We start from the raw sequence: 12,499 nt of genomic DNA on the forward strand, positions 1-12,499 counted from the left end.
GTGGATCGCTCGCGAGGTCACTTAAAACCGCGTCGGACGGACGGCGTCCTCGGGGCCGACGGCGTTCGGCGCCGCGGAGCTCGTCTCAGTCGTGACGCAGCTCCCGCACCCGGTCGATGTTCCACGCGAAGCTCTTCCCGTCCTCGGTCGGCGTCTCCAGGGCCAGCGGCACGTCGACCAGATCGGGGTGGTTGAGGATCCGCTCCATCCCCGCCTCGCCGATGTGCCCCTCGCCGATGTGGGCGTGCTCGTCCTTGTTGGTGCCGCACTCGTGTTTCGAGTCGTTGAGGTGGATGTACTCCAGGTGTTCTAACCCGACCACGTCGTCGAACTCCGCGACCGTCTCGTCGACCGCCTCGGGCGTCGAGAGGTCGTAGCCCGCCGCGAACGCGTGGGCCGTGTCGACGCAGACGTCGATGTCAGTCTCCGTGCGGTCGACGATCCCCGCGAGGTGTTCGAACTCGCCGCCGAGCTTCGTCCCCGCGCCCGCGTCGCTCTCGATCAGGACCGTCACGCCGTCGGGCACGTCGAGGTCGTCGATCACCGACACGGCGTTGTCGAGCCCGCCCTCGACCCCGGCGCCCGTGTGCGCGCCGAGGTGGACGTTGACGTACGGGATACCCAGCTTGTCGGCGGCGTCCACCTCCTTTTGCATCGAGTCGAGCGACTTCTCCCGGAGCGCCTCCTTCGGCGTACAGAGGTTCACGAGGTAGGAGGTGTGGATCACCCACGGTCCCTCCAGGTCGCGCTCGGTCCCCTCGCGGAACCGCTCGGCCTCGTCGTCGCCGATGTCCGGGTCCTGCCACACCTGCGGCGAGTGGGTGAATATCTGCCCGCAGTTGCCGCCGACCTCGACCTGGTTCGCCACGGCGTTGTCCACGCCGCCCGCGATGGAGACGTGCGCGCCGACCTTGAGGCTCATACCGGGTACACGGAGGCGGTCGAAAAAGCCCCTTCGGAACCGGGAATCCCCGCCCCGCCCGCCGAGGCCGCTACGCCCCGCCGCTGCCGGGGCGCGTTCGGACCCACGCCTCGTCGCGGTACTTCTCCGCGACGAGCTCTTCGGCTCGTTCCAGCTCCGCCTCCGTCCACGAACCGTCCGTCTCCACGGTCGCGTCCGGCGCCGCTCCCGCCCAGTCGGCCAGCGCCGCCTCGACGGCCGCGACCGCGTCCGCCCGGTTGACGTCGACCAGCTCGTCCATCCCGACGACGCGGTCGCGGAACGCTCCGGGTGTCACCGGGGGGTCGGCGAAGACGCCCAGATCGCGGTCCGCTTCCACGGAGAACGTCAGCGACCCGTGCTGAATCACCGCCTCCCGCTTGCGGTACTGCGCGTTGCCGGCGATCTTGCGCGGTCCATTTCGGCCGTCGTCGGCAACCACGTCGTGCGCCGCGTGAAGCTCGCGGAGGTAACACGCCGGGTGGTACAGCTCCGGCAGCGGCTCCTCGACGTAGTCGGCGTCGATCCCGAGCCGGTCGAACGCGTCGAGGACGGGCTCGCAGAGCAGGTGATAGCAGTCGAGCAGCTCGCTCGGCACTTCGTCCGCGGGGACCGCGATGGAGTACGCCACGTCCCCGCGACCGTCGTGGTAGATCCCGCCCCCGCCCGTCTGCCGGCGAGTCACGTCGACCCCCTCGCGCTCGCAGAACTCCCAGTCGACCGTCTCCGGCTCCTGATGGCGCCCGAGGGTGAGACAGCTCGGCTCCCAGCGGTAAGTGCGGAGCGTGGCGGGCCCGCCCGCCGCGGCGGTCTCGGCGGCGACCTCGTCTAACGCCATCTGCATCGGGCCGGGGCGGGCCTCCTCGCGGATCAGCCGCCAGTCGACGGCGGGCGCGGTCATACCGCTCCCGTGGGGCGCCGCTCCGAAAGCGGTTGCGCTCGACGTCGCGAACGGCGAGATTCGGATTTGTTATCGCAGTATGCGATTTATCGGCCACCGATCCCGAACGCGCGTCCCTTTTACGAATCGCCGGAGTAGGGGCGCGCATGGTGCGAAACGTCGCCGGCGACATGGCGGAGCTCGACCCCGAGGACTTCTACCTCCTCTCGGGCGTCGAGCAGGGGATGCGCTTCTCGGAGTGGGTCCGCCGCGACAAGCTCCCCGACTACGCCGACCTGACGCGCGAGGAGGTCGACTACCGGATCGACCGGTGTCTCGACCGGGAGCTGATCGAGCGGAAGACGATCCAGTACGAGGGGTACCAGCTCACCTTCGAGGGGTACGACGCGCTGGCGCTCCGGACGTTCGCCGAGCGCGAGACCATCGACGGCGTGGGGTCGCCCCTGGGGCTCGGCAAGGAGGGCGACGTGTACGAGGCGCAGTCGTTCCGGCCGCTCGCCCTGAAGTACCACCGCGAGGGGTACACCAACTTCCGCGAGGTGAACCGCGAGCGCGAGTACACCGCCGACCGCGACCACGTCTCGTGGCTCTACACCGCGCGCAAGGCGGCCGAACGCGAGTACGAGGCGATGGAGGAACTGTACCCCGACGTGAGCGTCCCGCGGCCGGTCGATCACAACCGGCACGCCATCGTGATGGAGAAGTTCCCGGGCGTGGAACTGTCGCGCGCGAAGCTTGACCCGGAGCAGGCGGTCGGGGTCCTCGATCTGATCCTCCGGGAGCTGACGACCGCACACGACCTGGGCTGGATCCACGCCGACGCGTCCGAGCACAACGTCGCCGTCGCGGAGAGCGGCGTGACGGTCTTCGACTGGCCGCAGGCCGTGCCCGTCGACCACGAGAACGCGCGCGACTTCCTGAAACGCGACGTCGAGAACCTCACGCGGTACTTCGCTCGCAAGTATCCCCACGAAGTGCCCCGAGAGGCCGATATCGACGGCATCGCCGCCGCTATCGCCGACGGCTCGTTCGACAGCGTTCGAGCGTTCGACGACCGATAAACCAGATAGCGCGATATACAATTCTTATCGGGCAGTACGCTGCCCGACGCGGAACCACCGCGTTGAAACCGGTCGCTCGCGAGACTCCCGAACAGATCATGGAGGACTCGGACCCCGACCGCCTCGCCGCCCGGATTACCGAGGGAGACGCTGAGGCGGTCGTCGCGACTGTCGCGGACCTCACGGCGGTCGACGCCGACACTCGTAAGCGCGCGCTGCGCGCCGTCGGAGACGCGGTCGACGACGGGACCCGCCTCGACGGGGCGGCCGTCGGGTCGCTGACGTCGTTCCTGACCGACGACGACCGGGCGGTTCGGCTGACGGCCGCGAAACTGTTCGTCGCGCTCGCGCGGACGGCACCGGAGGCCGTGACCCCCGCCGTCGATTCGCTCGGGGAGCGGCTGGCGGACGACGCGGAGTTCTACTACGTCCGGGCCCGCTGCGCCGAGGCGCTCGGATACGTCGCCGTCGAGTCGCCCGAGGCGGTCGCGGACCCGGCGACGCTGGCCGACCTCCGCGTCGGACTGGAGTTCGACGAACCGGAGGTGAAAGAGAAGCTCGCGAAGGCGCTGGCGCACGTCGCGCTCGGCGATCCGAGCCGACTCCGCCACCACGTCGACTCGCTCGCCGAGCACCTCGACGCCGGCGACGAACTCGTGAGGTATCACCTCTGTACCGCGCTGGTCGCGATAGGCTGTGAGCACCCCGAGCGACTGACGGCCGCCGAGGCCGCCCTCGGCGAGCGCCTCCGCGACGAGAGCCCGTACGTCCGGGGACGCGCCGCCGAGGCGCTCGGCCTGCTCGCCGGAACCGAGCCGCCGAAAGAGCGCGCCGACGCGGGCGAGGCGCTTGACGAGGTCGACGCCGACGCGGCGCCGTCCTTCCTTCTCGACCGCGCGGAGTTCTGCCGGCGCCGACTGGCCGATCCCGCGTCAGATCCGGTGTCCGGCGTCGGCACCGTCGAGTCGGTCCGCGAGGGGACGGCCGACGCGGTCGCGGCGATGACGGTCCCCGACGACGGCGTCTGCCCGCACTGCGGCCTCGACTTCGCCGACGGCGGCCCCCCGATGTGTCCCCGCTGCGGGACGCCTCGCTGACAATTTTGGCCGGCCTAAAGATTCGGAACTCTTTTGAAGAGTTAGGCGAGCCTAAAACATATGGCAAACGAACGGCCCGACCGGCCGGAACCGTCTCGGCGGGACTACGTCAAGTACGGCGCCGCCGTCGGTGTCGGCGGCCCGCTCGCCGGCTGTACGTCCGACGCCGGCAGTTCGTCGAGGGCGACGGACGACGACCCGGCAGCCGAAAACGAGACGACGGATGGGGACGACGGCGGGACGACGAGCGACGAGGAGTCGACCGGGGACACCGGGTACTCGGTGACGATGTCCCCTGTCGGGACGGTCGAGTTCGACGCCGTGCCGGAGACGGCCGTGACGTTCGACGACGTGTGGATCGACCATCTCGTCTCGCTCGGGCAGGGGGACAAGCTCGTCGCCAAGGCGCGCGACGGCGAGTTCTTCGGGAAGTACTACGACCAGCTCGACGGCGTCTCCTTCGACGGGGACGAGGTGAAGGCGATCTGGGGCGGGGAGGCCATCGACAAGGAGGTCCTCTACGAGGCGGACGCCGATGTCCACCACATCGACCCCATCCGGGCGATTGAGTACCTCGGCTTCGACGACGCGGACGTCGAGGAGGTCAGGTCGAACATCTCTCCGCTCTTTGCGAACCGGTTCAGCCGGTCGCACAACGCGCCGGAGTCGGCGACCGACTATCGGTACTACACGCTCTGGGAGCTCGCCGAGAAGTTCGCGCAGCTGTACCAGGTTCCGGACCGGGTCGCGGCGTACAAGCAGGTCCGCGACGAGATGGTCGCCGACATCGAGAGCCGCCTCCCGCCCGAGGAGGAGCGTCCCACCGTCGGACTGGTCGTCTTCTGGGCGGACGACGAGAAGTGGTACCCCTACAGGATCAACAGCCCCGGCTTCGGCCGCGCGCAGTACCAGCACCTCGGCGTCAACGACGCGTTCGACGACAGCGACAAGACGTACAACGCGAACTACGAGGCCGCGTACGACCACGAGGCGATGCTGGAGATCGACCCCGACATCCTCATCCAGAACTTCGGCATCGGGTACCCCGACAGCGGCGCGGGCTCGATGCGGCAGGCGGTGTACGACCTCATCGAGGACGACCCCGTCGCACAGGAGCTGACGGCGGTGAAGAACGACCGGTTCTACCCCGGCGGGACGGCGTTCCAGGGACCGATCTTCAACCTCTTCCAGATCGAGATCGCCGCCAAGCAGATCTATCCGGGCGAGTTCGGGGAGTTCAACGGCGTCGGCGAGCCGCCCGAGGACGAGCGACTGTTCGACCGGCAACGCGTTTCCGACATCGTCAACGGCGACATCTGACCAATGAGCACCACCGACCCCGAACCGACACGCGACTGCGACCGCGACGTGGCCGTCGTCGGCGGCGGCCCGGCGGGCTGTTCCGCGGCCGTGTTCTGCGCCCGCGAGGGGCTCGACACGGTCGTCTTCGACCGCGGGCGCTCGTCGCTCAAGCGCTGCGCGCACCTTGAAAACTACCTCGGCTTCCCGGCCGGGATCGACGTCGAGACGCTGTACGGGCTGATCCACGCCCACGCCGAGACCGCCGGCGCCGCGATCGTCCCGGACCTCGTCGAGTCGGTCGACCGCGCCGACGACGGTGAGGGATTCGTCGTCACTCCGCAGGAGGGCGACCACGTTTCCGCCCGCCGCGTGATCGCGGCGACGCGCTACGACGGCTCGTACCTGCGCGGACTCGGCGACGACGCGGCGATGTTCGACACGTACGAGCACGACGGCGAGGAGCACGACTGGTTCGACCGCGAGTACGCCGCACATGACGGGACGACGCCCGTCGACGGGCTCTACGTCGCCTCGCCCTCTGACGAGGCCGACACGCAGGCGATCATGGCCGCCGGCCGCGGCGCCCGCGTCGCGCACCGCGTCATCGCCGACGCCCGGATCGACGCCGGCTGGTGGGAGGCGGTCGCGGACGGCACCGACTGGGTGCGCCGCGAGGCCGAACTCGACGCCGAGTGGAGCGACCGCGACCGGTGGACCGAGTGGTTCGACGACCACTACGGCGAGGACGCGCCCGTCGACACCGACTCCGAGCGGTACCGGCGCGTCCGCGCGGCGGCCATCGACGACTCGCTCTCGTCGTACGTCGAGCCGGACGAGATCGAGGAGCGCGCGACCGCGGGGCAGGTCGCGCTCGCGTCGCACCTCGACGCGGACCGAGTGGCGGAGGCCGCCGACGCCGAGGCGCTGGTCGACGGTCTCGACGCCGAGGCCCTGCTTGACGCCCTCGACGACGAGACGCTCCTCGATGCGGTCGACGACGACAGCGTTCGGGACCGCGCCGCCGAACTCGGCCCGACGCAGGGGGGATCCTGACCGTGGCGACCGGCACTTCCTCGGAGACGGCCGGCTGGCGCGAGCAGTGGTTCGGCTGGTTCGACGGCGCGCTGTTCTCCCTGTGCGCGGCGAGCCTCGCCGTCGTCGTCGCCGGCGGGCTCGTGCAGGTGAGCTTCGGCGCGTTCTCGATGACCATCGTCGACGCGTGGCAGGCCGTGTTCACCCCGCGGGTCATCTTCGATGCGCAGGCGTGGCGGGCGTTCCTCCTCGGAGCCGAACTCCCCGAGATGGGCAAGCAGAGCCTCATCGTCTGGAACATCCGGCTCCCGCGGGTGTTCGTCGGGATGCTCGTGGGGATGAACCTCGCCGTCTCGGGCGCCATCTTCCAGGCCGTCACGCGGAACGAACTCGCCAGCCCGTTCATCCTCGGCGTCTCCTCCGGGGCGGGGCTGATGATCCTGCTCGTCCTCGTCGCGTTCGCCGGCGCGACGCTCGCGATACCCTTCCTCGCGGTGTCGGCGGACCTGTCGCTGTCGCTGACGACGGTCGAACTCGGAATCTCGTCGCTGTTGCCCGTTCTGGCCGCCCTCGGCGGGGCCGCCGCGTTCCTGGTCGTCTACGTCATCGCGTGGAAGAACGGGACCTCTCCGGTCCGGCTCGTGCTCGCGGGGGTCATCGTGGGCACGGTGTTCAGCAGCCTCCAGACGGCGCTGTTCTTCTTCGCGGACGACATCGGCGTCGTCCAGTCGGCCATCGCGTGGACCACCGGCTCGCTGACGGGCACCGACTGGGAGCAGGTCCGGATGGCCCTGCCGTGGACCGCCGTCGCGATGCTGCTCGCCTTAGTCAGCTCCCGCCAGCTGAACGTCCTGCTGCTCGGCGAGCGGACGGCCAGCTCGCTCGGGATGAGCGTCGAGAAGGTCCGGTTCGCCCTCTCGGGCGTCGCGGTGCTCGCGGCCGCCGCGAGCATCGCCGTGGCGGGCATCGTCGGCTTCGTCGGGCTGATCGTCCCGCACATGGTGCGCAACATCGTCGGGAGCGACTACCGGAAGCTGGTGATCGGCTGCGTGTTCGCCGGCCCGGCGCTGCTGGTCGCCGCCGACGTGGGCGCGCGCCTCGGCATGGCGGTGCTCGTCGGCTCCGACGCGCAGATCCCGGTCGGGATCGTGACCGGACTGGTCGGGGGACCGTACTTCCTCTACCTGATGCGCAAGCAGGAACAGATGGGGGAGATCTGATGGCGCTCGACCAGACGAGCGACGGCGAGTCGAACCGCGACGCCCGCGCCGACGCCGGCGCGGACAGAGAGGCGGAGGCGCGCCCGAGCGCCGACGCGGACCGGCGAGACGCGGGCGACGCCGCCGACGGGCGCCTTGACGGCGAGGAGCTCGTCCTCTCGTACCCGTCGACCGACGGGCCCGTCGTCGACGGCGAGTCGATCACGGCCGAGGCGGGCGCGGTGACGGCGCTCGTCGGCCCGAACGGGTCCGGAAAGAGCACGCTGCTGAAGGGGCTCGCCGACCAGCTCGCGCCCGCCGCCGGCTCGGTGCTCGTCGACGGGCGGGCGCTCGACTCGTTCGACAAGAAGGAGCTCGCACGGACGATGGGGCTGCTCTCGCAGGAGAGCACGTCGCCGAACAGCATCACCGTCGAGGACCTGGTGTACCACGGGCGCTACCCGCACCGCGGGTTCTTCGAGACGACGACCGACGAGGACGAGGCGGCCGTCGACCGCGCCATCGAGCTGGCGGGCTGCGGTCACCTCAGGGACCGCGAGGTCGGCAGCCTCAGCGGGGGGCAGAAACAGCTCGCGTGGATCGCGATGGTGCTCGCGCAGGACACGGACGTGCTCCTCTTGGACGAGCCGACGACGTTCCTCGACCTCCACCACCAGATGGAGGTAATGGAGATCATCGAGACGCTCCGGGACGAGAGCGAGGTCACCGTGGTCGTCGTCCTCCACGACATCCAGCAGGCGGCGCGGGTCGCCGACCGCGTGGTCGCGCTCAAGGACGGCGCGATCCGCGCCCGCGGCACGCCGGAGGAGGTCGTCACCGAGGACCTGCTCGCCGAGGTGTTCGAGATCGACGCCGCGGTCGATCAGACTCCGCGCGGTCCCCGGATCGAGCCGCTTCGCGCCCGGCACGACGACGACCGCGAGCGCCCGAGCGAGCGCGTCGCGCGGGCCGACGGCGGCGACGAGTAGGGTCGCGACCGGCGCGGTCGATCCCGGGTCGTCGGCGAACGGCGCTCCGCCGGGAATCGACGGATCAGAATCCTTTTCAATTTTTAGGTCAGCCTAAAAATATGGCAGACGAACGAAGCCAACGTCGGGCGCCGACCCGGCGAGACTACGTGAAGTACGGCGGCGCGGTCGTCGGCGCGGGAGTGCTCGCCGGCTGTACGGGCGGCTCCGAGGGCCCCGGGTCGAACGCGACCGACGACGAGACGACCGGCGGGTCGAACGCGACGGACGGGTCCGACGCGACGGGAGACTCGAACGGCTCGACGGCCGACCCCGGCTACACGGCGACCATGGCGCCGGCCGGCGAAGTCGCGTTCGACGCGGTCCCGGAGGACGTCATGGTCTACAGCCTCCTGTACGCCGACCTGGCCGTCGCGCTCGGCCACGGTGACGCGGTCAACTCGCTCGGCTTCGACGCCGACGCCGGCGGGAACACGCTGGACGCCTACTACGCCGACCTCGAGGGCGTCTCCTTCGACCGCGACGGGCTCGCGCAGCTCAACACGGGCTCCGGCGGCGGCATCTCCGTCGACCGCGAGTTGCTCTACGAGCTCGACAGCGACCTCCACCTCGCGGATCCCTGCCTGTTCGTCTCCTTCGACGGGTGGACCGAGGACGACGTCGCCGAGATCCGCGACAACGTCGGGCCGTGGTTCGGGAACATCTACAGCCGGCGGCGCTCGCAGCCGCCGGAGCCGTGTCGGGACCGGTACGAGTACTACGCGCTCCCGGACGTCGGCGAGCGCGTCGCCGCCGTCTTCCGGGAGGAGGAGCGGTTCGCCGCGCTCGACGCGGTCCGCGAGGACCTGCTCGAGACGGTCCGGAGCGACCTCCCGCCGGCCGAGGACCGGCCGACGGTCGCGACGCTCATCTACATGGACGGGACCTACTACCCCTCGCGGACCGACGGCCCCGGGTTCGCGAACGCGCACGTCCGACCGCTCGGCGCCCCCGACGCCTTTGCCGGCGACGAGGTCACCTACGAGACGACGTACGACCACGAGGCGCTGCTGGAAGTTGACCCCGACGTCATCCTCCACCAGTTCGGCATCGCCTCCTACTACAACGTGGGCGCGGTCCGGGAGGAGTTGGCCGACCACCCCGTCGCGAGCGAGCTCTCCGCGGTCGCGAACGACCGGTTCTACCCCTCCGGGAACCCGGTTCAGGGCCCGATCATGAACCTGTTCCAGCTGGAGATGACCGCGAAGCAGCTGTACCCGGAGCGGTTCGGCGAGTGGCCCGGCTACGACCACGGCGACGCATACCCCGCGATCCCCGACGGCGAGCGGCTGTTCGACCGACAGCGCGTTGCGGATATCATCAACGGAGACGCCTGACATGAGCGACGACGACATCACCACGACCGGAGAATCGACCCGGCGCGACTACCTGACGTACGGCGGCGCGGTCGTCGGCGGAACCCTCCTCGCCGGCTGCGCGGGGCCCTCCGACGAGTCGGATTCCGGTGCGGACTCCGGCGAATCGGACACGGGTGCGGACTCCGGCGCCCAGGACGCGAGCTACTCGGTGAGCATGGAGCCGATGGGGACCGTCGAGTTCGAGTCCGTCCCGGAGACCATCGCGCCGTTCACCGCCGACTACATCGACATGTTGGTCGCGCTGGGCAAGGCCGACGCCGTCCGGTCCATCTGGTACCGCGGTCGGTACAAGACGAACCACTACGACGAGCTCGACGGCGTCTCCGTCGACCTCGACGGCCTCACTCAGCTGTGGAACGACGGCGTGTCCAAGGAGCTGTTCTACGAGATGGACGCGGATCTACACCTCATCGATCCGCACTCGCTGACCGACTGGCTCGCCGCCTGGGACCCATCCGACGTCGACGAGATCCGGGACAACGTGGCCCCGTTCCTCGGGAACCTCATCTTCCGCCGCACGGACGACTGGCACGACTACCGGTACTACTCGCTGTACGAGGCCTTCGAGAAGGTCGCCGCAGCCGTCCAGGAGCGAGAGCGCTTCGAGGCGATCCGATCGATACACGACGACCTCGTCGCGACGGTTCGGGAGCGACTGCCACCGCAGGCGGAACGCCCCGACGCCGCGCTCATGTTCGCGGGCAAACAGCCCGAGGAGTTCACGCCCTACCGGATCAGCGGCGAGGGCGCGAACAAGGAACACTTCCACGCGGTCGGCATCGAGGACGCCTTCGAGGGGACGGGGGTCGAGGGGTACACCGGCTCCGAATCGCTAGACTACGAGACGCTGCTGGAGATCGACCCCGACGCCTTGCTGCTCCGGTACCACGGGCGGGGGATGAGCCGTTCGGAGTTCGAGGAGACGGTCGTCGCGTACCTCGAGGACCACGACCTCGGCAGCGAACTGACGGCCGTTCAGGAGGGCCGGGTGTTCCGCGGCGGGCCGATATACGCCGGGCCGCTTCACAACCTGTTCATGATCGACCGGTACGCCACCGGCCTCTACCCGGACCGGTTCGAAGACGAACGGCTGTTCGACCGACAGCGCGTTGCGGATATCATCAACGGAGACGCCTGACATGAGCGACGACGACATCACCACGACCGGAGAATCGACACGACGCGACTACGTGAAGTTCGGCGGCGCGGTCGTCGGCGGGGGGCTGCTCGCCGGCTGTACCGGCGCGTCCGACGACGGCTCGACGCCGGCGGACAACGAGACGACCGGCGCGACGAACGGGACCGACGAATCCGACGCGGCGGCGGACTCGGACGGCGCCGACGAGTCGACCGACGCCACCGGGTACAGCGTCGAGATGGCGCCGGTCGGCGAGGTGGAGTTCGACGGCGTCCCGGAGACGTGGGAGTCGTACTTCCCGGGCTACGCGGACATGGGCGTCGCGCTCGGAAAGGCTGACGGGCTCGCCGCGGTCGGGTTCAAGTCGCGGTACCACACGTCGTACTACGACGAGCTCGACGGGGTCTCCGTCGACAAGGGGGAGATCACGCAGCTGTACGACGAGGGGATCGACAAGGAGCTCTACTACGAGCTCGACAGCGACATCCACCTCACCGACCCGCAGTGGCTGCTCAACAACTCCTTCTTCGGACTGGACGAGAGCGACGTGACGGAGCTGACGGAGAACGTCGCGCCGTTTATCGGGAACACGATCTTCCGCCGGACCGACTCCTGGCACGACTACCGGTACTACACGATGTACGAGGCCTTCGAGAAGGTCGCGGAGATATTCCAAGAGGGCGACCGCTTCCGGGCCTTCGCGTCCCTCCACGACGACCTCCTCGCGCGGGTCCAGGCGGACCTCCCGGCGGCCGACGCCCGGCCCGCGGGACTGCTGTGTTTCGCCGGGTCCGACGAGCCCGAGAAGTTCTCGCCGTACCGCCTCACCGACAAGGGGACCAACAAGAAGCACTTCCACGACCTGGGCGTCTCGGACGCGCTCTCCGGGACCGGCGTCGAGGGGCTCTCGACGGACGACCGCGGCCAGATCGACTACGAGACGATCCTGGAGGTCGACCCCGACGCGCTGTTCGTCCGCGGGCACGAGGCCAAGAGCCGCGCGGAGTTCGAGGACACCGTCCTGGCGTTCATGAAGGAACACAGCGTCGCGAGCGAACTGACGGCGGTCGAGGACGGCGCGGTGTACCGCGGGGGGCCGATCTACCAGGGACCGATCCAGAACCTGTTCCTGACGGAGCGGTTCGCGACGCTGCTGTACCCCGACACGTACAGCGGCGAACTGTTCGACCGCGACGCGGTGAGCGCCATCGTCACCGGCGACGCCTAAACCGCGGGCGGACGTTTCGGCGCCGCGGTCACGCCCGGGGGCCGGCCCGCGGGCGGGTCGCGAGCGCGGACTCCGTGTGGAGCGGACCGTGACGACGCGTCTCGTTTCGGGGGCGTGCTGACCGGTACTTTCTTGTGTTTTTAGGCTGGCCTAAAACATATGCTCGGAGGGAACCGCACCGACACCGGATCGAT

The 12,499-nt window shown here is 69.6% G+C and carries 11 protein-coding genes; 9 read left to right on the forward strand and 2 right to left on the reverse strand.

The window, feature by feature from the left end; translation table 11 throughout:
• Positions 1-85: 85 nt before the first annotated feature.
• Together EXE50_RS07360 and EXE50_RS07365 are read right to left on the reverse strand one after the other, a co-directional pair.
• Complete coding sequence (locus EXE50_RS07360) at positions 86-922, reverse strand: deoxyribonuclease IV (protein WP_137704746.1); 837 nt, start codon at positions 920-922, stop codon at positions 86-88.
• Positions 923-992: 70 nt separating this feature from the next.
• Complete coding sequence (locus tag EXE50_RS07365; protein ID WP_053771753.1) at positions 993-1,841, reverse strand: lipoate--protein ligase family protein; 849 nt, start codon at positions 1,839-1,841, stop codon at positions 993-995.
• 146 nt (positions 1,842-1,987) lie between these two features.
• Here EXE50_RS07365 and EXE50_RS07370 point away from each other — a divergent pair, with 146 nt between their 5' ends.
• From EXE50_RS07370 to EXE50_RS07410, 9 genes are all read left to right on the forward strand, one after another.
• Positions 1,988-2,902 (forward strand): serine/threonine-protein kinase RIO2, encoded by a 915-nt coding sequence (locus EXE50_RS07370; protein WP_053771752.1) that lies wholly within the window; start codon positions 1,988-1,990, stop codon positions 2,900-2,902.
• A 98-nt stretch (positions 2,903-3,000) separates the two neighbouring features.
• Complete coding sequence (locus EXE50_RS07375) at positions 3,001-3,999, forward strand: HEAT repeat domain-containing protein (RefSeq protein WP_137704747.1); 999 nt, start codon at positions 3,001-3,003, stop codon at positions 3,997-3,999.
• A gap of 60 nt (positions 4,000-4,059) precedes the next feature.
• Positions 4,060-5,319 (forward strand): ABC transporter substrate-binding protein, encoded by a 1,260-nt coding sequence (locus EXE50_RS07380; RefSeq protein ID WP_053771750.1) that lies wholly within the window; start codon positions 4,060-4,062, stop codon positions 5,317-5,319.
• A 3-nt stretch (positions 5,320-5,322) separates the two neighbouring features.
• Positions 5,323-6,354 carry an NAD(P)/FAD-dependent oxidoreductase gene (locus EXE50_RS07385; RefSeq protein WP_053771749.1) on the forward strand — a complete coding sequence of 344 codons (1,032 nt, stop codon included), beginning with the start codon at positions 5,323-5,325 and terminating at the stop codon, positions 6,352-6,354.
• Positions 6,351-7,553, forward strand: coding sequence for a FecCD family ABC transporter permease (locus tag EXE50_RS07390; protein ID WP_394324737.1), 1,203 nt, complete (start codon positions 6,351-6,353; stop codon positions 7,551-7,553). The genes EXE50_RS07385 and EXE50_RS07390 overlap by 4 nt, the downstream gene beginning before the upstream one ends.
• Complete coding sequence (locus tag EXE50_RS07395) at positions 7,553-8,521, forward strand: ABC transporter ATP-binding protein (protein ID WP_053771747.1); 969 nt, start codon at positions 7,553-7,555, stop codon at positions 8,519-8,521. The genes EXE50_RS07390 and EXE50_RS07395 overlap by 1 nt, the downstream gene beginning before the upstream one ends.
• A gap of 101 nt (positions 8,522-8,622) precedes the next feature.
• Positions 8,623-9,897, forward strand: coding sequence for an ABC transporter substrate-binding protein (locus EXE50_RS07400; protein ID WP_137704748.1), 1,275 nt, complete (start codon positions 8,623-8,625; stop codon positions 9,895-9,897).
• Between the two features lies 1 nt (position 9,898).
• A complete protein-coding gene (locus tag EXE50_RS07405; RefSeq protein WP_053771745.1) occupies positions 9,899-11,077 on the forward strand; it encodes an ABC transporter substrate-binding protein in 1,179 nt (392 codons plus the stop codon).
• Between the two features lies 1 nt (position 11,078).
• Positions 11,079-12,305, forward strand: coding sequence for an ABC transporter substrate-binding protein (locus EXE50_RS07410; protein WP_053771744.1), 1,227 nt, complete (start codon positions 11,079-11,081; stop codon positions 12,303-12,305).
• Positions 12,306-12,499 lie beyond the last annotated feature (194 nt).

Source organism: Halorubrum sp. ARQ200 (assembly GCF_005435115.1).
Taxonomy (GTDB): Archaea; Halobacteriota; Halobacteria; order Halobacteriales; family Haloferacaceae; genus Halorubrum; species Halorubrum tropicale.

Bases quoted from the DNA above. Each gene is read 5' to 3' on its own strand.
- EXE50_RS07360 (WP_137704746.1), bottom strand. From the start codon at position 922: ATGAGCCTCAAGGTCGGCGCGCACGTCTCCATCGCGGGCGGCGTGGAC.
- EXE50_RS07365 (WP_053771753.1), bottom strand. From the start codon at position 1,841: ATGACCGCGCCCGCCGTCGACTGGCGGCTGATCCGCGAGGAGGCCCGC.
- EXE50_RS07370 (WP_053771752.1), top strand. From the start codon at position 1,988: ATGGTGCGAAACGTCGCCGGCGACATGGCGGAGCTCGACCCCGAGGAC.
- EXE50_RS07375 (WP_137704747.1), top strand. From the start codon at position 3,001: ATGGAGGACTCGGACCCCGACCGCCTCGCCGCCCGGATTACCGAGGGA.
- EXE50_RS07380 (WP_053771750.1), top strand. From the start codon at position 4,060: ATGGCAAACGAACGGCCCGACCGGCCGGAACCGTCTCGGCGGGACTAC.
- EXE50_RS07385 (WP_053771749.1), top strand. From the start codon at position 5,323: ATGAGCACCACCGACCCCGAACCGACACGCGACTGCGACCGCGACGTG.
- EXE50_RS07395 (WP_053771747.1), top strand. From the start codon at position 7,553: ATGGCGCTCGACCAGACGAGCGACGGCGAGTCGAACCGCGACGCCCGC.
- EXE50_RS07400 (WP_137704748.1), top strand. From the start codon at position 8,623: ATGGCAGACGAACGAAGCCAACGTCGGGCGCCGACCCGGCGAGACTAC.
- EXE50_RS07405 (WP_053771745.1), top strand. From the start codon at position 9,899: ATGAGCGACGACGACATCACCACGACCGGAGAATCGACCCGGCGCGAC.
- EXE50_RS07410 (WP_053771744.1), top strand. From the start codon at position 11,079: ATGAGCGACGACGACATCACCACGACCGGAGAATCGACACGACGCGAC.